General features: G+C 54.9%; 12 protein-coding genes. 6 read left to right on the top strand and 6 right to left on the bottom strand.

Going from position 1 to position 17,946, the window contains the following annotated elements; genetic code table 11:
• The first annotated feature begins 155 nt into the window (after positions 1-155).
• Positions 156-1,124, top strand: coding sequence for an ABC transporter substrate-binding protein (locus SV7mr_RS17965; protein ID WP_145275303.1), 969 nt, complete (start codon positions 156-158; stop codon positions 1,122-1,124).
• A gap of 72 nt (positions 1,125-1,196) precedes the next feature.
• On the opposite strand, the gene SV7mr_RS17960 is transcribed toward SV7mr_RS17965, so the two are convergent.
• The 3 genes from SV7mr_RS17960 to SV7mr_RS17950 all read right to left on the bottom strand — a co-directional run bounded on the left by SV7mr_RS17960 (position 1,197) and on the right by SV7mr_RS17950 (position 3,770).
• Positions 1,197-1,466: a WXG100 family type VII secretion target gene (locus tag SV7mr_RS17960; protein ID WP_145275300.1), complete on the bottom strand. Its 270-nt coding sequence runs from the start codon at positions 1,464-1,466 to the stop codon at positions 1,197-1,199.
• A 44-nt stretch (positions 1,467-1,510) separates the two neighbouring features.
• Positions 1,511-2,392 (bottom strand): tetratricopeptide repeat protein, encoded by an 882-nt coding sequence (locus SV7mr_RS17955; protein WP_145275297.1) that lies wholly within the window; start codon positions 2,390-2,392, stop codon positions 1,511-1,513.
• Positions 2,393-3,218: 826 nt separating this feature from the next.
• Complete coding sequence (locus tag SV7mr_RS17950) at positions 3,219-3,770, bottom strand: hypothetical protein (protein ID WP_145275295.1); 552 nt, start codon at positions 3,768-3,770, stop codon at positions 3,219-3,221.
• 752 nt (positions 3,771-4,522) lie between these two features.
• Here SV7mr_RS17950 and SV7mr_RS17945 point away from each other — a divergent pair.
• The 4 genes from SV7mr_RS17945 to SV7mr_RS17930 all read left to right on the top strand — a co-directional run bounded on the left by SV7mr_RS17945 (position 4,523) and on the right by SV7mr_RS17930 (position 11,927).
• Positions 4,523-6,952 (top strand): DNA gyrase/topoisomerase IV subunit A, encoded by a 2,430-nt coding sequence (locus SV7mr_RS17945; RefSeq protein WP_419187561.1) that lies wholly within the window; start codon positions 4,523-4,525, stop codon positions 6,950-6,952.
• Positions 6,953-7,052: 100 nt separating this feature from the next.
• Entirely contained in the window at positions 7,053-8,969 is a 1,917-nt protein-coding gene (locus SV7mr_RS17940) for a DNA gyrase/topoisomerase IV subunit B (protein WP_145275292.1), read from the top strand.
• A 96-nt stretch (positions 8,970-9,065) separates the two neighbouring features.
• Complete coding sequence (locus SV7mr_RS17935; RefSeq protein WP_419187560.1) at positions 9,066-11,117, top strand: alpha/beta hydrolase family protein; 2,052 nt, start codon at positions 9,066-9,068, stop codon at positions 11,115-11,117.
• A gap of 273 nt (positions 11,118-11,390) precedes the next feature.
• Positions 11,391-11,927 (top strand): hypothetical protein, encoded by a 537-nt coding sequence (locus SV7mr_RS17930; RefSeq protein WP_145275287.1) that lies wholly within the window; start codon positions 11,391-11,393, stop codon positions 11,925-11,927.
• A gap of 31 nt (positions 11,928-11,958) precedes the next feature.
• Here SV7mr_RS17930 and SV7mr_RS17925 read toward each other — a convergent pair whose 3' ends face one another.
• Positions 11,959-12,477 (bottom strand): hypothetical protein, encoded by a 519-nt coding sequence (locus SV7mr_RS17925; RefSeq protein WP_145275284.1) that lies wholly within the window; start codon positions 12,475-12,477, stop codon positions 11,959-11,961.
• Here SV7mr_RS17925 and SV7mr_RS17920 point away from each other — a divergent pair.
• On the top strand, positions 12,476-13,105 hold the full coding sequence (locus tag SV7mr_RS17920; RefSeq protein WP_145275281.1) for a hypothetical protein: 630 nt from the start codon (positions 12,476-12,478) through the stop codon (positions 13,103-13,105). The genes SV7mr_RS17925 and SV7mr_RS17920 overlap by 2 nt on opposite strands.
• 33 nt (positions 13,106-13,138) lie before the next feature.
• On the opposite strand, the gene SV7mr_RS17915 is transcribed toward SV7mr_RS17920, so the two are convergent.
• Both SV7mr_RS17915 and SV7mr_RS17910 read right to left on the bottom strand, forming a co-directional pair.
• Positions 13,139-14,587, bottom strand: a complete 1,449-nt coding sequence (locus tag SV7mr_RS17915; RefSeq protein ID WP_145275278.1) for a DUF1501 domain-containing protein — start codon at positions 14,585-14,587, stop codon at positions 13,139-13,141.
• A gap of 56 nt (positions 14,588-14,643) precedes the next feature.
• A complete protein-coding gene (locus tag SV7mr_RS17910) occupies positions 14,644-17,823 on the bottom strand; it encodes a PSD1 and planctomycete cytochrome C domain-containing protein (protein ID WP_419187559.1) in 3,180 nt (1,059 codons plus the stop codon).
• Between the last annotated feature and the right edge of the window lie 123 nt (positions 17,824-17,946).

Genomic DNA, 17,946 nt, shown 5'->3' with positions numbered 1-17,946 from the left:
TCCGTCAGCCAACGCAGAGCGGACGAGAGTGTAGAGAAAAAACGGCATTCAAGTAAAGATGAACCCGCTTGCTGCCGACAAGCCGCTCCATGGCTGCAATTGTGGTAGATTGGGTAACCTGTGTGCCGATCTACACGCTCCCCATCCATGGTCCCATGAAACTCTACCCCGCTTTGATTTGTCTGCTGGTCCTGATCGCTGGCTGTGGTTCCCAAACGGACACTCCCACGGACACCCTGCAGAACGTGACCGTGCAGTTGAATTGGTTTCCCGAAACCGAGCACGGGGGGCTGTTTCAAGCACTGGCTGATGGCAGCTATGAAGCCGCCGAATTGGCCGTCACGTTGCGCCCCGGTGGGCCGGGGACCCAAACCGGTGTCGAGGTTGGCACCCAGCGAGCCCAGTTCGCGATTGCCAACGCCGATGATGTTGCCCTGTATCGACAAGGTGGCTTGGACGTCGTTGCTGTGATGGCAGCGATGCAGAATCATCCCCGCTGTGTGATCGCTCACGCGGAGAGCGGAGTGGAATCATTCGACGATCTACAAGGCAAGATCTTTCAGTGCCAAGCAGGTCGCTCCTATGTTGAATTCATGCGTGCGAAAGGTTTCTTAGAGGGCGTGCAAGAAGTTCCCTACTCCGGCAGCATCGCACCGTTCTTGGCGAACCAGCAAATGGTCGTTCAAGGCTATTCTTGCGCTGAACCGTTGCTGGCTGAGCAGCAAGGCGTCAAAGTGAAAACGCTGATGGTCAGTGACTTAGGTTTCAATCCCTATAGCAGCGTTCTGATCACCAGCGGAGAACTGATTCGAACCGATCCTGAACTGGTTCGCCAGGTCGTGCGATTGACGCGTCAAGGCTGGCAGGGCTACCTGCAAGATCCGGCCCAAGCCAACGCTGCGATTCTCAAGGCGAATGAGGAAGCCATGACGCCAGAGGTCTTGGAGTTTGGCGCAGGGGTGATGAAAGAGTTAGCCACGCCAGAGGGCACCAGCATCGATCAAGTCGGCAAGATGGAGCCTCAACGCTGGGAAACCCTGGTCCAACAACTTGCCGATTTAGAGCTTGTCGATCCACAGCAAGTGAAGCCGGAAGATTGCTACACGCTGGAATTTCTAGAGTAGTTGACCAGCAAGCAGGCTGTGATTTAGCTTGAAACGCCGCGAAACCCACTGGCACTGTTTCAACCGACTGGCTCAGCGTCCCAGATACGCGTCGATCTGTTCTGCTTTTCGTAGCAGGTAGGGAATGTGTTGTTCGGTCGCTTTGATCAATCGCGAGACTTGGCGCATTTGGTCTTGGAATTCTGCGGCAAACTTGCGCTGCTGTTCATCACGCCACGATTGCTCGAGGTGGTTCATCTGCGTGCCCAAGGCGGTTCCACGTTGTTGCAATTCGCTGACGAATCGATTCAGGTGGGCAGCAAATTGACGAAGCTCTTCGGGGTTGACGACGGCTTGATTCATGATGCATTCCTTCCTGCAAAGACGGGAAATGGCCGGAGACGTTTTCAGTCGGAGCCATTCAGAGGCGGCTCTTGCGACAGTTTGGAGTTCTTCAGAATGTTCTGTGATTGAATGATGGTTGAATCGCCAGATTGTGAACCGAGTCGATAGAGCAGTTCGCGATAATGAGTCAGTGAGGCAGACAGCTCTAACCGTTCTGCGGTTTCAAAGAGCAGCTTCACGGTTGCTAAACGCAGGGCTTTGGGAGCGGGCGTTTGACGACCAAAGGCCACCGCGCGAAGCTCTCGCATCGCTGCCAGATCGTCGCCCATTGCCAGTCGGCAGCGTCCTCGCAGAAACTTTGCTTGCGGAAAGTAACTATCGACTTTCAGCAACGGTTCGGTGGTTTCCAGCACTTGGTCGTATTGCTCGGCGTCCAGGTGAGCCTCCGCCATCACGAATCGAAACTCATGCAGCAGCGGGTTGCGTTTGATGCGAGCCTGGCAGACTTCGATGCGGCGCTGTGCCCAATCACTTTGGCTGCGTTGAAGTTCATGCAGCGCTTCAGGTGATCGAATTCGAGAGACCACCTCGGTGACTTCACGAAGTTGCTGCAGAGACCGAGCAAGGATGGCTTCTTCAAGTTCCCACAGCACTTCGGCATTATCTGGAAAGACACCTTGTGCGGTTTCGAGCAAACGCTTGGCTTCCAGCGGTCGCGCTTCAGATCGATAGATGGCAGCAAGTTCCAGGAAACCCTCTAGATCGGTGGGGTTCGTGCTGAGCTTGCGCTCCAATCGCTGGCGACGCTGCAAAAAATCATTGGTTCCGTCATCCGCGGCCACGCCATTGTTCAACGCTTGTCTTGCCTGATCTCGACCCGCAACGTGCCCTGACACCGGAGCGGAGGCCAGGTCGTCGGTCGGTTTGCGTTCGGTGTCAGACATAATCAAGCAAAACAGAGCAATGGGGCACAACGGCTAACTGTTTCAAGCGCCGGCCGTTTGTTGACCAGTCGGCGGGTGGTTTGATGATCGGTCAGATCGGAGGTGAAAAGCGATCTGATCATCTAGCAGGCAACAACGCTTTCCATCACCACTGGTTCGAGTGAGGATTCGCGTTGGGCCTTCGGGGGTGTTGTCTAACTCGCTTATCCCGAATCCAGCGCGTCAGCATTTGAAAAGTTCGAGCGCTCCTAATATAAGCAAAATGAACCCATTGTGTGGATCTTTCTTGCCTTCAGAACCCGCTTCTTGGGACATCCACGGTAAGACTGTCGGTCGGCACACAGATCAGTTCGGCCCGTCCATCGATCAGCCATCAATCAACCCAAGGCCGGAACCACCTTGCATCGTTCGATGCTGAGTTTTTTTCCAATGAGATAGGCGATGGAGACATTTCTCGGGAGGGCTCCCTCTGTCACTGAAAGGGGGGGTGATTCCTGCCCTGTCCTGCTAGCCAATTCCAGCCAGCCAATTCCAGCTAGCCGGTTTGCTCACTGGTTGGCAAGAAGTTCTCATGGCAATGGTGTGCCTGCGTTTTCAGGCTCGCATTCACACCTGCCCTGAGAGGCTTCCCACAATAGTCAGCTCGGGGTGTGTACACTCGCGACGCATGATGCAAACACCACCACAGGTTTCCATCACACGTCGCGAATTGTTTTGTTAGCTGTCGAATGATCAGGCGGTCGTTAATGACCGCCTGCGCTGTGAGGTGTCACAGCGTCTGGGAGTTGTCATTGGGCCTGATCGGGATTCGACGCGCAATGATCAACTAGCGCGGCAAACGCAGGCAGTTGTAGTAGAAGTTATGAATCGCTGTGTGAATCGGTGGTGCGTAGTAAGTGACTCTGGCGGTTCCACCGTTGGGGTTTTGGTAGACGCCTTTGTGCCAGCAGGTGAAGTGGCGCGGGTCCAATGGTGGATACGAAATCTGAGTGCGACCGACGTGAGCAGGCACGTAGCGAGGTGCTGGACTGGTCAGGCAGTGAGAGATTGCATTCAAGGATCGGCAGCCGTGGAGGTCGCCACAGAAGCTCTTTCCGCAGCGGCCGTGTCCAAGGCATCCATTTCCGCAGCGATTGCCCAAGCATCCGCGATTGCCCAAGCATCCGCCACAACCACTGTTGCAGCCGCCACTGTTGCAGCCACCATCGCAGGAGCCGACAGTGTCACAGCTTGCCCCACCGCAGTTTCCGTGACCGAAGCATCCTGCTTGGACCACTTGCTGGCGAACGGGTTGTTGTGCTTCGACAGAGCTTTGGATCGCGAAAATGGCGATCAGTGCAGCAATGGAAAGCAACGCTTTGCTCACGGAAAATGTCATTGGGTGGTTCCTCCGGGCCCTGATGATTTCAAAATGCGAACGCGATTGGTTTTGGTTTGGATTCCGACCGTCGCGTTCTCTGCCAAGGTTGGCAACGTTCCTGTTTTTTGGTTTGCATGGTGTTTGACCAAGCCGTCTGGCAGCTGATTCTTCCATGCACAGCAACAGGCGTCCGCTGGGGCGACGAAGGACACCTGTGATCACGGCGGGTGATCACCAATCAGTCGTTGTGCGGGGCGATTCCGTCAGACGGGTCACCGCCCAGCACGTCTGAAAAGTTGTTTCGACCGGACCGAGCGGTTGGGAACAGTCGCACCCGATTTGGCGGACCGACTGAACTATTGAGCAAGATTGATTCAACCGACATTGGGGGCACAATCGATAAACTTCTCCTATGCGGAGGGGCCGGCGGGGATTCGCTGGCTAGAAATTTCCTTCTCGGTGCCCTAAGTTGACGGCAACTGAGGCGGTGATTTCAGCCGATGGAGAGAGCTCTTGGGGTTTCAAATTGTGATTTTGAGACCGAAAAGGCTGCCAGGGCCGCCGCTCATTGCTTTTTCAGACTTGGGATTGGCTGGGCCGGTCCAGTTAACCAGCAGCGTTGGGACCAGCAGCGTTGGGACCAGCAGCGTTGGGACCAGCAGCGTTGGATCAACCTTGTGGCTGGTACGCTGAATCGACGTTTGGGGACCCCCGGGGACTCTCAAGTCGTTTGATGTTGTTTTTCATTTAGCAGATAGGATTGCTGACGAGTGGCAAAACGAGGCTCACGCGGAAAATCGAAACAGAACAATCAGTCACTTTTTGAGGCCATCAATGACAATGACATGATGGCCATTCCATTGCGGACTGCTGCTCAGGAACGGTATCTCAATTATTCGCTTTCAGTCATTACCAGTCGCGCGCTGCCCGATGTGCGCGATGGAATGAAGCCGGTGCAACGACGCATCTTGTATGCCATGCATCAGCAGAATCTCACTCATACCGCCAAGCATCGCAAATGCGCCAATGTGGTTGGGGTGGTGATGGGTAACTTTCACCCGCACGGTGACAGCTCGATCTATGAAGCCCTGGTGCGCATGGCGCAGCCGTTTGCGATGCGGATGCCGCTGGTCGACGGCAGTGGTAACTTCGGTAGCATCGATGGTGATAACGCGGCGGCGATGCGTTACACCGAATGTCGGATGACACCGGTGACGTCACAGATCCTGATGGATCTCTCCACACGGACGGTCGCTTACAAGCCCAACTACGATGGCACCCGCGAAGAGCCCGTTGTCTTGCCAAGTCGTCTGCCGAACTTGTTGCTCAATGGAGCGACTGGGATTGCGGTGGGAATGGCAACCAACATTCCACCGCACAACCTGCGTGAAATTTGCAACGCGCTGTTGAAGCTGCTGCGTGATCCAGAGATCAAAGATTACCAGTTGGTTGCCGCCGACGCGATTCAAGCCCCCGACTTCCCAACTGGCGGCGAGATCACCAATACCAAAGAAGAACTTCGCGAGCTTTATCGCATCGGCCAGGGGACCGTCAAAGTCCGCGGGACGATCAAGCAAGGTGAAAGCACGCGAGCCGGCAAGACGATTCAGATTGATTCGATTCCCTACGGAGTGAACAAAGCGCTGTTGGTCGAACGCATCGGTGAATTGGTCTTCAGCGGTAAACTACCGTTGGTGACCGAAGTTCGTGATTTGTCCACCGATGAGATTCGTGTGGATCTGACGCTCAAGAAGGACGCCGACGAAAACAAAGTCCTGGCGTTTCTTTACAAGCACACTGACTTTCAAAAGAACTTCAACGTCAACATGACGTGCTTGGTGCCTTACGAGAAACCCGATCAAGGCACGCCGGAGCGTTTATCGCTCAAGGAGATCTTGTGGCACTTCCTGCATTTCCGCTTGGAAGTGGTTACGAAGCGTCTCGAAAATGAATTGGCTACCTTGGAACGTCGAATTCATCTCTTGGAAGGGTTCGCGATGATCTTTGATGCGTTGGACATCATCATTCGCATCATTCGCAAAAGTGAAGGCAAAGCCGACGCGGCCGCCAAGATCATGAAGCGATTTCCAGCCGAGAAAGGCGGCTTAGACGCCGAGCAAACCGACGCGATCTTGGAATTGAAACTGTATCGCTTGGCACGCTTGGAAATCAATTTGATTCTTGACGAGCTAAACGATAAAAAGAAACGCGCTCGCCAGATTCGCAAATTGCTGAACGAAGACACCAAAGACACCAACGCCTCGGGACGCTGGAGCATTGTTCGCCAAGAGATCCAAGAATTGATCGATGGCTTCGGAAAGCTTCCCGAAGCGCGTCGCCGCACGGCGGTCAATCACGGTGAAGTCGAGATCGAATACACCGAAGAAGACTTTATCGTCGCTGAAGATTGCCATGTGTTGGTCACGCGTGATGGCTGGGTCAAACGTCAAAAACAAATCACGGATCCTGCCAAGAGTCGATTGCGGCAAGGTGATTCGGTTCTGGTCTGTTTGGCAGGCGATACCAGAGCAACGCTGGGGTTCTTTTCCTCGCTTGGCGTTTGCTACACCACTCGCTTCATTGACATTCCCGCTTCGACCGGTTTTGGTGAACCGATTCAAAAGCTTTTCAAAATGAAGGATGGGGAAAAAATCATCGCTGCGGTGTCCTTTGATTCCCGCTTGATCGCCAGCATCAAGGAGGCTCCGGACTACTATCCCGAAGCCCATGGATTGGCGGCATCAAGCAACGGCTACGCATTGCGATTCAGTTTGGAATCCTTTGCTGAACCATCGACTCGCAGTGGGCGTCGCTTTGCTCGCGTAACCGGTGGTGCCAGCATCATTGACATCGGTATTGTGAGTGGGACTGAAACGTTGATTTCAGTTTCCGCTCATTGCCGAGCGGTGCTGTGTCCGGTGGAGGAAATCAGTTATCTCTCTGGTGCCGGGAAAGGCGTGATGCTGATGCGTCTGGCTTCCGATGATCATCTGCTAGGCTTCAAAGTCAGCGAAGGTGATCGTGATTTGATGACGGTTGAAACCAATCGAGGTGCGCAGAAGAATATCTCCACGGCCAAGTACCGCGTCACCAGTCGCGGTGGTCGTGGCGTTGAACTGCAAAAGAATGGTCGCATTGCCAAAATTGTTTTGCCGCCTGCTGCAGCGCCACCGGCATTGGACGAGGAAGGCGGCGGATGATCTTCGCGCGTTTCCATTGACGAATGCTGGCAACTGGCGTGACAGTTGTTCCTAGACTGCCTTGTCCCTTTCTTGACACGACTTCTCCAGACAACGTTTTATGTCAACCTCTGCACCTGCGAAAAAGTACAACGCCGACGCGATTGTTGCCTTGGAAGGCCTGGATCCGGTTCGTAAACGCCCCGGAATGTATATCGGTAGCGTTGGTTCCGCTGGACTGCATCACTTGATCTGGGAAATCGTTGACAACAGTGTTGACGAGGCGATGAACGGGCACGCCAGCGAGATTGTGGTCACGCTGCACAAGGATGGGCAAAGCATTACCGTTAGCGACAACGGTCGTGGCATTCCGATCGACAAACATCCTAAAACGAAAAAGCCCGCGCTGGAAATGGTGCTGACCATTTTGCATGCCGGCGGCAAGTTTGAAGGTCAGAACTATAAAACCAGCGGTGGTCTGCATGGCGTCGGTGCTTCGGTGGTCAATGCGCTCAGCAAAGAAATGACCGCAGTGGTTCGCCGCGATGGCGCCCAGTACAAGATGGAATTCGAACGTGGTGTTGTGACTTCCAAACTGAAAAAGTTAAAGGCAGCCGTGCGCGGCACAGGCACGTCCATTACCTTTGCACCCGACCCTCAGATTTTCCCCAAGACGACTTTCGATAGCCAAGTCATTACCGCTCGGCTGGAAACCGCAAGCTTCCTGCATCGCGGCGTCAAGGTGACGTTCGTTGATGAAGTCAACAAGACCAAGCAAACGTTTCTGCACGAACAAGGCATCGTCGATTACTTGGCAAAGGTCCTGAAAGACCGCAAAGCCAGGCCCATTCACGAGCAACCTTTCAGTCATGCCGTCGATGATGAAATCCGTTTAGAAGGCGTCTTGCAATGGACCGAGAGCACCGACGAGCACCTTCGCAGTTACGTGAACGGGATTCCCACCGGGAGCGGCGGCACGCATGAAAATGGTTTCAAAGGTGCCATCACGAAAGCGGTGCGAAATTACATCGACACTCACAGTCTGACTCCGCGTGGCGTCAAGATCACGCACGAGGACATCCGTGAAGGCATTGTCGGCATCGTGTCGGTGTTTGTGGCTGATCCGCAATTCCAAGGGCAGACGAAAGATCGCCTCAATAACCCGGAAGTCCAAGCATTGGTCGAAGGGGCGGTTCGCGCTGAAATGGAACAGTGGATGAACAGCAATCGTTCGACGGCCGATGGCATCGTCGCGCGGATCATCGCTGCGGCCCGCGCTCGCGCCGCCTCGCGAGCAGCCTCTGCGGCTGTGTCCCGAAAAGGGGCTGGCAAGCGTACGATGTTGCCTGGGAAATTGAGCGACTGTCTGTCTAGCGGAAAGATGGAATCAGAGCTGTTTATCGTCGAAGGTGATTCGGCAGGCGGGACTGCCAAACAGTGTCGCGACCGCAACTATCAAGCGATTTTGCCGTTGCGTGGGAAGGTGTTGAACACGGAAAGTGCCACGCTAAAAAAGATCCTCGATAACCGCGAGATTCAAGACGTCATCAACTCATTGGGCTGTGGCATCGGTCCCAAAACCGACGTCAGTTCGCTGCGTTATGGACGCATTGTCTTGCTTGCCGATGCCGATAGCGATGGTCACCACATCACGACCTTGTTGTTGACGTTCTTTTATCGACACATGCCGCAGTTGATTGCTGACGGTCGCCTGTACATCGCTGTTCCACCGCTTTACCGAATCGATATCGGCAAACAGACTTACTGGGCAAAGGACGAAATCCACCGCCAAGAAATCTTGGAAGAGCACGGTGGTCGAGCGAAGCCCGAAATCACACGCTTCAAAGGCTTGGGGGAAATGATGCCCAAAGTGCTTTGGGAAACCACGCTCGATCCCGCACAACGCACCCTGTTGCGTGTCGAGGTCGATGACCAATTGGAAACCGATCGCGTGATTAGCGATTTGATGGGCCGAGATGCCTCGGCGCGTTTCCGCTTTATCATGGAACGAGCCGCTGACGCAGACGTCGATGTGTGATCTGCGCTGACGCGGTTTCTTTAGACGCACCGCCGCCATGGCATCCGTTACAATAGGAGTCTCCCGCCTCGTTGACTCCTCTTTGTCGCCTCTGCAATGAATGATCTCAGCTCTTTGACCATCGCTCTCTGGCGATGTCTGACGGTCGCTTTTCTATCCCTGGTTCTCTGCTCTGCAGTTCAGTCCCAGGATCAACCTCTGAAAACCGTCACCCGACATTACGGTCGCGGGCCGATGGGCCCGGTGCTCGCGGAGTATTTCCAGAAGCAAACTGATTCGGTGACGGCAAGCACGTTTGCGGAAATCAAAACGCTTCAAGACTGGACCGACCGTCGTCAACAGTACCAGCAGCAACTGATGTCCATGCTGGGGCTCGATCCATTGCCAAAGAAGACCGACTTGTCAGCGGTCGTCACTGGGACTGAAACTCATGACGGTGTGATCGCCGAAAAACTGTACTTTCAGTCCTCGCCTGGGCTGTACGTGACGGCCAACCTTTACCGCCCCGTGAATCAAACGAAACCGCTTCCCGCAATTCTCTATGTCTGCGGTCACGGCCGAGTGAAACAGGACGGCGTCAGTTTGGGCAACAAAACGTATTACCATCATCATGGCGCTTGGTTTGCACGCAATGGATACGTTTGCTTGACCATTGACACGATTCAACTGGGCGAGATTGAAGGACTGCATCATGGCACACACCATCTGGGAATGTGGTGGTGGAATAGTCGTGGATACACACCTGCCGGCGTGGAGGCCTGGAACTGTATTCGTGCGCTGGATTACCTAGAAAGTCGTGAAGAAGTCGATGCAGATCGAATCGGGGTCACGGGGCGCAGTGGCGGTGGTGCCTATTCATGGTGGATCGCTGCGATTGACCAACGGATCAAAGTGGCAGTGCCGGTCGCCGGTATCACAAGCATGCAAAATCATGTCGCCGATCACTGTGTGGAAGGTCATTGCGATTGCATGTTCATGCTGAATACTCAGCGTTGGGATTTTCCGATGGTTGCAGCTTTGGTTGCTCCGCGACCTCTGCTGATTGCCAATTCAGATAAGGACAGGATCTTTCCACTTGATGGCGTGGTCGACGTTTATCAGCAGACCAAGGAGATTTACGACTTATACGATGCCGGGAATCAGCTGGGCTTGCATCTCACCGAAGGGCCACACAAAGACACTCAGGAATTGCGTGTCGGCGCCTTTCGTTGGCTGAATCGATTCTTAAAGCAGGACCAGGAACTGCTGCAGTCGGTTGCTGTTCCATGGTTTGAAAAGTCCGATTTACGAGTCTTTGAAACTCTGCCAACCGACGAACGCGTGACGACGATCCATGAAACCTTTGTCCCGCTGGCCGAGCGACGGGAGATCGCGAAACTGTCGGATCTGCAACAACAGCAATTGATCGAACAAGTGCGCCAGCAGTGCTTTAGCGGTTGGCCTGATGCCTCGGAAAAAAAACAGCGAACCAAAGACCTACCGTTGAAAGTCGATGACGTCGCTACGGGATCACCAGCCTACAGAGTTGAACTGGTGACTCAGGAACCATTTCGACTCACGCAGATTTGTTTGGGAATGAAATCCGCAGCGTCCGACAAACCGGTCACGCTAATGGTGCTCGATCACCAGGATTGGCTCCAGTTGTTACCGCGATTGACTCAGTTGGAACCAGCGCTGGTCAGGGCACTGAGGTTGCCTGCCAGCCAAACCGAGGTCACGCCGGATGCAAAAGCAGCCAAGATTGTCATCGAGTTTGAACGCCTGTTGAAAAAGGGGCCAGTGGTGTTGTTGCTGGCGCGAGATGTCGGGCCAACACGCTGGACGGAAGATCAAAAGCTGCGCACACACATCCATCGCCGTTTCATGTTGCTGGGGCAAACTCCCGCAGCGATGCAGGTTCACGACATTCTGGAGAGCCTTCAAGCGCTGCGACGCATGCCAGAGTTTTCAGATCGTCCGTTTGAGTTGACGGCGGTTGGTGACGCAGCATTGATAGCCGCCTGTGCAGCGCTGTTTGACCCGGACATCCAATCGTTGGCATTGCAGCAGTTTCCAGAGTCCTACACCAAGGCGCCCGATATTCCGAACCTGGCGCGTGTGATTCGCTTGGCGGACTTAAAGCAACTGGCCGAGCGGCAATCTCAGTGATCGCCCGTTAGTTGCGGCATGGGATGATTGAATCGTCGCATCGCAACGAGGCAACCCTGACTGCAGTTGACCGTTAATATCGGAACAATCGCTCTATTCAGAGGGGGCAAAATGCAGGATGCGCCGAAAGCTCTTGCCAGAGAAAGGGCAGACCCTTGCGAGGTGATTTTGCGAGCTAGCGTTGATCTAGGTCTGGGGCGGCCCACGCTGCGCGCCAGCGGCGTTTCGAACGCTGTCTGGAATCATTGGTTCCTCGCTTATCTAAATCCAATCATGGCCGAGTACACTTACAACGTTGTCCAAAACGAGACGCCTGAGTTTTCCTATCGCCAGCAAGTTTCCGACGGGATGATGGCTGTCGTGATCATTGGGAAACGCCGCTGGCCGGTAAAGGTGCGTGAACGATACTCGTCAGGCTTCACGCTTGAGGTTCCGCGAAAGCTTGCCAAGAAGATTCAGGAAGAGACGCCCATTGATATGCTTTTTGACGGTCGCAGGATGAAGGTGATGCCGGAGTCATTGAGCAGGGGCGAGAAGAAGGAACGCTTGCTAGGGATTTCCACGCTGGAGGAGTATCCAGAGAAAGAGAAAATCTCTTTCGGACTGTGGCCGTTCAATCGAAGGACCGTGATGGCGGCTAGTCATTCGGACAGCGGTCTGATCTTTTTTGGCGGATCCATTTTGTTTGTGTTCTGTGTCTTGGCAATGCCGGGCGTTGGCGATGCATTGGGAACTTCGCAGCGGATCGAAGAGACTCTACATTACCTGGGCCGGCTGGCAGTAGACGTCGCTTACACTGCCCGGAGCTAGCTAGCGTGGCATTCGTCGCTGGCTGCCGGCGTCACAGTCCTGGTCCGTCGGCGATGATCTGACGGCTGGGGCATTTCTGGATCCAAGTCAGTACCTTCTTTTGAAACGCTTGGGCATCAGCGCCCACGCAGGCAAACTGATGCTGTGCCACCGGTTCGGTTTGCAGGCAGGCCTGGATGAGTTGCAACCAGTGCTTGAGATCGTCTAAAATAAGCTTTCGTTGTTCCTCCCCGATGGATGTTTCGGACAGCATCAGTGGTTGTGCTGCGGTTTTCCCCTCTGGTGATTCGCTGATTGCTTGGTTTCGCCGAGTCAGTTCCACCAACGATCCTTGGGCTGCTTTTAATTTTCGGCCCTGAAAGAAGACGCGTCTGAGCTCTGAATGCGCGTTGAATTGAAACACGGGATCTTGATCGCAGTACAAACTGAATGCGCCCGCTGATCGGAAACCCATCACAATTTCCCGCTGTTGGATGACAAGTCTTCCACGTATCGGCATGGCTGTGCCTTCGCGGAGCAAGTCTTCACGGTCTTTGGATTCTCTGGCCATGATCGAACCTATTGAGGCAGAAGCGACTCATGCTGAGCCCATTCAGATTGAGCCCATTCAGATTGAGCCCATTCAGATTGAGCCCATTCAGATTGAGCCACTGCAGATGCAGCCGACGTTTAAGGTCGAGCTGCCCTGGGAAATGGATGATGCCAAATTAAGGCTACGGAGTGTGATTGAAGATCACCAAGAATCCTTAGGCGCTGAATTCGCTGGCTGGGTCTTTGATTACAAGATTAAGAAAGAGAATCAGCGATTCTGGTCACCTCACTTGTCCATCCAGTTGTATCGCAATGAAGAGTCCGGTGGAAGCGATGCGTATTGTCGTTTCTCGCCACGTCCTGAAATCTGGACCATGGTCATGGCGATTTACATGATGAGCATGTGTTGTTTGTTCGCCGCATTGATGTTTGGATTCGTGCAATGGTCGCTGGAGCAAACCCCTTGGGCGCTGTTGGTGATTCCCATTTCCATTGCGATTGTCGCTGGCTTGCACACCGCCAGCATGGTTGGGCAAAGCTGGAGTCGGGATCAGATGTTGCTGCTTCGCGAGCGTTGGGAACGCACTGTTCAGTTAGCACGTGAAGTTCAGTCCCAGACGGTGGCTGCCGGTTCTTCGTTGCCCTAGGTTCTTCGTTGCCCTAGGTTCTTCGTTGCCGAGCTAGGCTAGCAGTTCTTTTTGGACGACGCCGTGAATGTCTGTCAGGCGATATTGGCGTCCTTGGTGCCGATAGGTCAAGCGTTCATGGTCCAGGCCCATCAGGTGCAGCATCGTGGCATTGAAGTCATGAACATGAACCGGGTTTTCGGCGATTGAAAATCCCAGTTCATCGGTCTTGCCAAACACCGTCCCGGGTTTGCTGCCGCCTCCAGCCATCCACAGCGAGTAGGCGTTTCGATGGTGGTCACGGCCTGCCTTCGTGCTTTCTCCGGTGCCGCTGCGAGACTGAGCCATCGGGGTGCGCCCAAACTCAGCCGACCAGACGACAAGTGTATCGTCCAGCATGCCACGTTGTTTCAAGTCCTTGATCAACCCTGCAATCGGTCGATCAACCTGCTTGCATTTGTTCTCTAAGCTGGCCTTTAGATTACCGTGGTGATCCCAGCCCTGGTCGAACAGTTGGACGAACCGCACGCCGCGTTCGACCAATCGCCTAGCCAGCAGGCAGTTGTTGGCAAAGCTCGGTTTGGCGGTGGATCCTGAGCCGCCTTTTCGCAGCGTTGTTCCATACAGCTGATGGGTAGCTTCGGTTTCAGAAGCGATGTCCATTAGTTCTGGCACACTGGTTTGCATGCGATAGGCGAGTTCATACTGCTTGATGCGCGTTGCGATCTCTGGGTCTTGGACGTCGGCCAGCGTTTGCGAGTTGATCTGGTTGACAGTGTCAATCACGCTGCGACGCGAGGCTGGTGAGACGCCGGGCGGATTGGAAAGGAATAAGACGGGATCGCCCTGAGAGCGAAATTCAACGCCCTGATGCATGGTCGGCAGAAAACCGCTTCCCCAGGCCGAATTGCCAGCGCCCAAAACTTGTCCGGTTATCAGCACCACATAGCCTGGCAGATTCTTGTTTTCGCTCCCCAGTCCATAAGTGACCCAGGAACCCAGCGAGGGACGACCAAAGCGGCCAAATCCTGTTAGCAAAAAAAGCTGTGCGGGCCCGTGGTTAAACTCATCGGTGTGTACTGAACGCACCATGCATAGTTCGTCAGCGACCGTTTGCAATTCGGGTAGCAAATTCGATAGCTCTGTCCCGGATTCTCCACAGGCTTTAAAGCCCCATGACGTTGGCGTGCCCATTAAGGTGGGGCGACTTCGAATGAAGGCAAACTTTTGTCCTTCGAAGAACTCGGCCGGGCAGAGCTCGCCATCACGTTCGGCAAGCGCCGGCTTGGGATCAAAGAGATCCAGGTGTGATGGCGATCCAACCAGGTGAATGTGAATGATGTTTTTGGCACGCGGTGGGAAGTGCGGTTGTGGGAGTGTGCCTCCAGCGGCCTCCCCTGCCCTGCTCTCTTCGCCAAGCATGCTACCGAGTGCATAGGCTCCGAAGCCAAATCCAGCCCGCTGGAGGATGTCACGGCGATTGGTTGGGACTGCAAACTTCATGGGAGACTCGACAGGTGTTTTCAGGCAAAGTGATGCGGCGTGTTGGTTGGCAGCGTTCAGTTCTGGGTGATCGTGACATCAAGATTTAGCAGTACGCTGGCGACGGCATACCATGCGGCAAGCTCTCGCTGGTCCAGGCCTTCCAGGGTTCCCTTCATGGGTGCGGGGACAATGGATAATCGTTGCTTGGCCAGTTTTTCGTCGGTGGCAATCCGTTCCCGTTCCGACTGGTAGAGACGGAGCAATGCATCACGAATCTGTGATGTGGGCGTTTGTAGCGTGGCGAGCTGAAATCCGTAACTGGCGATGGCGTCGGGGCTTTGGCTGGCAGCTTCACGCATCATGCGAGCGGCCAGCCCAATCGAGACTTCAGCGTAAACACGATCATTCAGCAGCGCCAGTGCCTGAAGCGGTGTATTGGTGCGCGGCCGTTTGACCGTACAGGCGGCTCGATCCGGTGCGTCAAAGGCGACAAAGTTAGGATAGGGAGCGCCCCGTTTCCAGACCACATACAAGCCCCGGCGAAAGCGATTCTGGTCATCAGCGGCTTTCCATTTGGGCTGGTTGCGACCGACCGCTCGCCAAATGCCATCGGGTTGATAAGGCATGATTGGCGGTCCGTCCTGGTCCTGACACAGTAATCCAGCCACGGCCAATGCGTTGTCGCGAATCGTTTCCGCAGGGAGTCGAAACCGTGGGCCGCGTGCCAAATAACTGTTGTTGGCATCCAGCTGTTGATGCTGTTCCGTTTGCCTTGAGTCACGGCGGAAGCTCTCTGACATGACCATGGTTTTCAAGACGGCCTTGACGGACCAGTCCTGACGTTGAAACTCCAAGGCCAGCCAATCCAATAATTCGGGATGCGTGGGGGATTGGCTTTGAGTGCCAAAGTCCTCCGGCGTGGCAACGATCCCGCGGCCAAAGATCTCTGCCCAGAAACGGTTGACCGTGACGCGAGCCAAGAGTGGGTTGGCTGGATCCACCAACCATTGCGCCAGGCCAAGGCGATTGGCAGGCGCGTTTTCTGGCAAGGCATGGAGCGAGGCTGGCGGGCCGGGCTCGACGGCGCCACCCAGTGATTGGTAATCCCCACGTTGCATCACAAAGGTCTCGCGCCGTTCCTGTTCAATCATCACCAACGTGGTCGGAGGTTTGATGGCATTGAGCTGTTGATCAATCGCGGCGATGTTTTGATCCAACGCAGCTAAGTCCGCATCCATGGACTCGAAGTGTTTCTGTAACTGTTGGCGTTGTTTGCCGGTCAGTGGTTGCTCGCTGCGCAAAAGGTTGGTGATCGCGGCAGGCAAAACCGGAGCCCTGGGGTCGCCAATCAAGAACGAAACTTTGGGACGCCCCAGTACCCTGCCCTGCCCGTAACGCTGGTCAAGTTCAACCACCAGCGTCTGTTGGGCCCCAGCGGCTAACGGTTTGGCCAACTGGTAGGTTGACCAGTGTTCCTTGGTGAACTGGGGAGCAATGGCCCAGGCAGTGGAGAGCTTGCCATCAACGGCATTGGCAAAGTCGTAATTGCCCTGCGAAAAGGAGGCTTGCTGGGGCATCAATGTGACGCGTTGTAATGCGTTGCTGGCTGCGTTTGGTTGGTCGCCGCCGGTGCGTAACGTCAGTTCATGTAGCACAAAGTTGGTTCTGGCTTTGTCACCGCGGCCGGGGCCTTTGCCGGGCAGTGAATCGTGTCGCAGTGCATCGAGTCGGACAGCCAGCACAGCGGCTTCTTGCGCGTTGTACTGGAAGCGATAGACCGTGTTTTTCTTTGGAATCGCTCCCGAAATCAGGACCGAGTTGTCATCCAGGATTTGATGGGTTTCGCCACCGGTTGTGGTGACTTTGGGACGCGGTGAGACCCAGCGTGGTGAATCGTATTGCTGCAGGCGTCGCTTGGTGTCGGTGATCCAGGCATCGAGCGAGCGTTCTTGGAGTCGCTTCTGCCGCTGCTGTTGAAGTGCTTGCCGTTCAGCCGTTAACGCTTCGTGTTGATTCGCTTGCGGGGCGGACAGGGGCAGCGGCATCGTGGGGCCATAAAAGTCCCAGGTCACGCCGCTGGTGTTTTTGACTTCTAAGGGCGTGTTGTTGAAGTACGCGAATAGTTGGTAGTAATCTTTCTGGGTAAATGGATCGTACTTGTGATCATGGCACTGTGCACATTCCATCGTGGTGCCCAGGAAGACTGTCCCGGTTGTGTTGACGCGATCAAACACTTGTTGCACGCGATTGGCTTCGGGATGCACGCCGGCTTCGACGTTGCAGGTGGGCGTGCGATGAAAGCCGGTTGCGATGCGGGTTTGTTCATCAGCGTCCGGCAGTAGGTCGCCAGCGAGCTGCTCGGTCACAAAGCGATCAAAGGGTTTGTCTTCATTCAATGCGTTGACGACCCAGTCGCGATAGGCCCAGGAGTCGCGCAACTGGTCCGCTTGGAAGCCGTTGGAATCCGCGTACCGGGCTAGGTCCAACCAGTGTCTGGCCCAGTGCACTCCGAAAGCATTGCTGGCTAGCAGTTCATCGACCAGCCGTTCGTAATTTTTCTCGCTGGGGTCGTTGGCAAACTGCTCCGCTTGCTCAATCGTCGCAGGCAATCCGGTTAACGCCAGGGAGACACGGCGAGCGATGGTGCGTGGATCAGCTGGCGGATTGGCGCTTAGATCCATGGCTTTCAACTGCTGTGCAACAAACAGGTCCACCGGGTGCGTTTGAGTGGACTGAGCGAGAAGTTGTTGATCGACTTTGGGTGCAGCATAGGCCCAGTGTTGGGCGGGCGTCACGTGCTCCGGCATCACAGCACCTTGTTCAATCCAAGTCCGCAAGGTGAGGATTTCACGTTCGCTTAACGCCGCTCCATCAAGCGGCATGATGTCGCCGGCTGAATCGTCGGTCACTCGGCTCAATAGCAGCGACGTGCTTGCATCACCGGGGGTGACAATCGGTTCGTCACTGTCAGCCACACCCAGAAAGTCAGCGCGGGTGTTGAGCGCCAGCGAGGCCTCTTGGTTCTTTTGCCCATGGCAGCGATTGCAGTGTGTTTGCAGAATCGGCTGCACGTCTCGTTGAAAGTTGATCTGCCGCGACTTGTTTTCAGCGACGTCGTTTGGTGGTGCGGCCAGCAAGACGGCAGGTGTCACCAGCGACCAACAGCAGAGGAACACGCTGCATAGCAAACCGTTGGCGATCGTGACGCTCGATGGGAACGTTGTCGGCTGGGGAAGGTACATCCGGGAACGCATCGGCAACTGAGATTTAGAGGGGATGGCTGCCAACAAGGCGGGGCAGACGGCGGGAAAGGAGCGACAATCATTTTAGACGATTGTTGTCTCTGATTCAGGATCGATTGAACAAAAGGCCATGAA

The organism is Stieleria bergensis (assembly GCA_007745635.1).
GTDB classification, from domain to species: Bacteria; Planctomycetota; Planctomycetia; order Pirellulales; family Pirellulaceae; genus Stieleria; species Stieleria bergensis.
Note: the sequence above shows the minus strand (reverse complement) of the source record. Positions and strands in the feature narration are given on the sequence as shown.

Bases quoted from the DNA above. Each gene is read 5' to 3' on its own strand.
- SV7mr_RS17910 (WP_419187559.1), bottom strand. From the start codon at position 17,823: ATGCGTTCCCGGATGTACCTTCCCCAGCCGACAACGTTCCCATCGAGC.
- SV7mr_RS17935 (WP_419187560.1), top strand. From the start codon at position 9,066: ATGAATGATCTCAGCTCTTTGACCATCGCTCTCTGGCGATGTCTGACG.
- SV7mr_RS17925 (WP_145275284.1), bottom strand. From the start codon at position 12,477: ATGGCCAGAGAATCCAAAGACCGTGAAGACTTGCTCCGCGAAGGCACA.
- SV7mr_RS17965 (WP_145275303.1), top strand. From the start codon at position 156: ATGAAACTCTACCCCGCTTTGATTTGTCTGCTGGTCCTGATCGCTGGC.
- SV7mr_RS17950 (WP_145275295.1), bottom strand. From the start codon at position 3,770: ATGACATTTTCCGTGAGCAAAGCGTTGCTTTCCATTGCTGCACTGATC.
- SV7mr_RS17930 (WP_145275287.1), top strand. From the start codon at position 11,391: ATGGCCGAGTACACTTACAACGTTGTCCAAAACGAGACGCCTGAGTTT.
- SV7mr_RS17955 (WP_145275297.1), bottom strand. From the start codon at position 2,392: ATGTCTGACACCGAACGCAAACCGACCGACGACCTGGCCTCCGCTCCG.
- SV7mr_RS17915 (WP_145275278.1), bottom strand. From the start codon at position 14,587: ATGAAGTTTGCAGTCCCAACCAATCGCCGTGACATCCTCCAGCGGGCT.
- SV7mr_RS17920 (WP_145275281.1), top strand. From the start codon at position 12,476: ATGATCGAACCTATTGAGGCAGAAGCGACTCATGCTGAGCCCATTCAG.
- SV7mr_RS17960 (WP_145275300.1), bottom strand. From the start codon at position 1,466: ATGAATCAAGCCGTCGTCAACCCCGAAGAGCTTCGTCAATTTGCTGCC.
- SV7mr_RS17940 (WP_145275292.1), top strand. From the start codon at position 7,053: ATGTCAACCTCTGCACCTGCGAAAAAGTACAACGCCGACGCGATTGTT.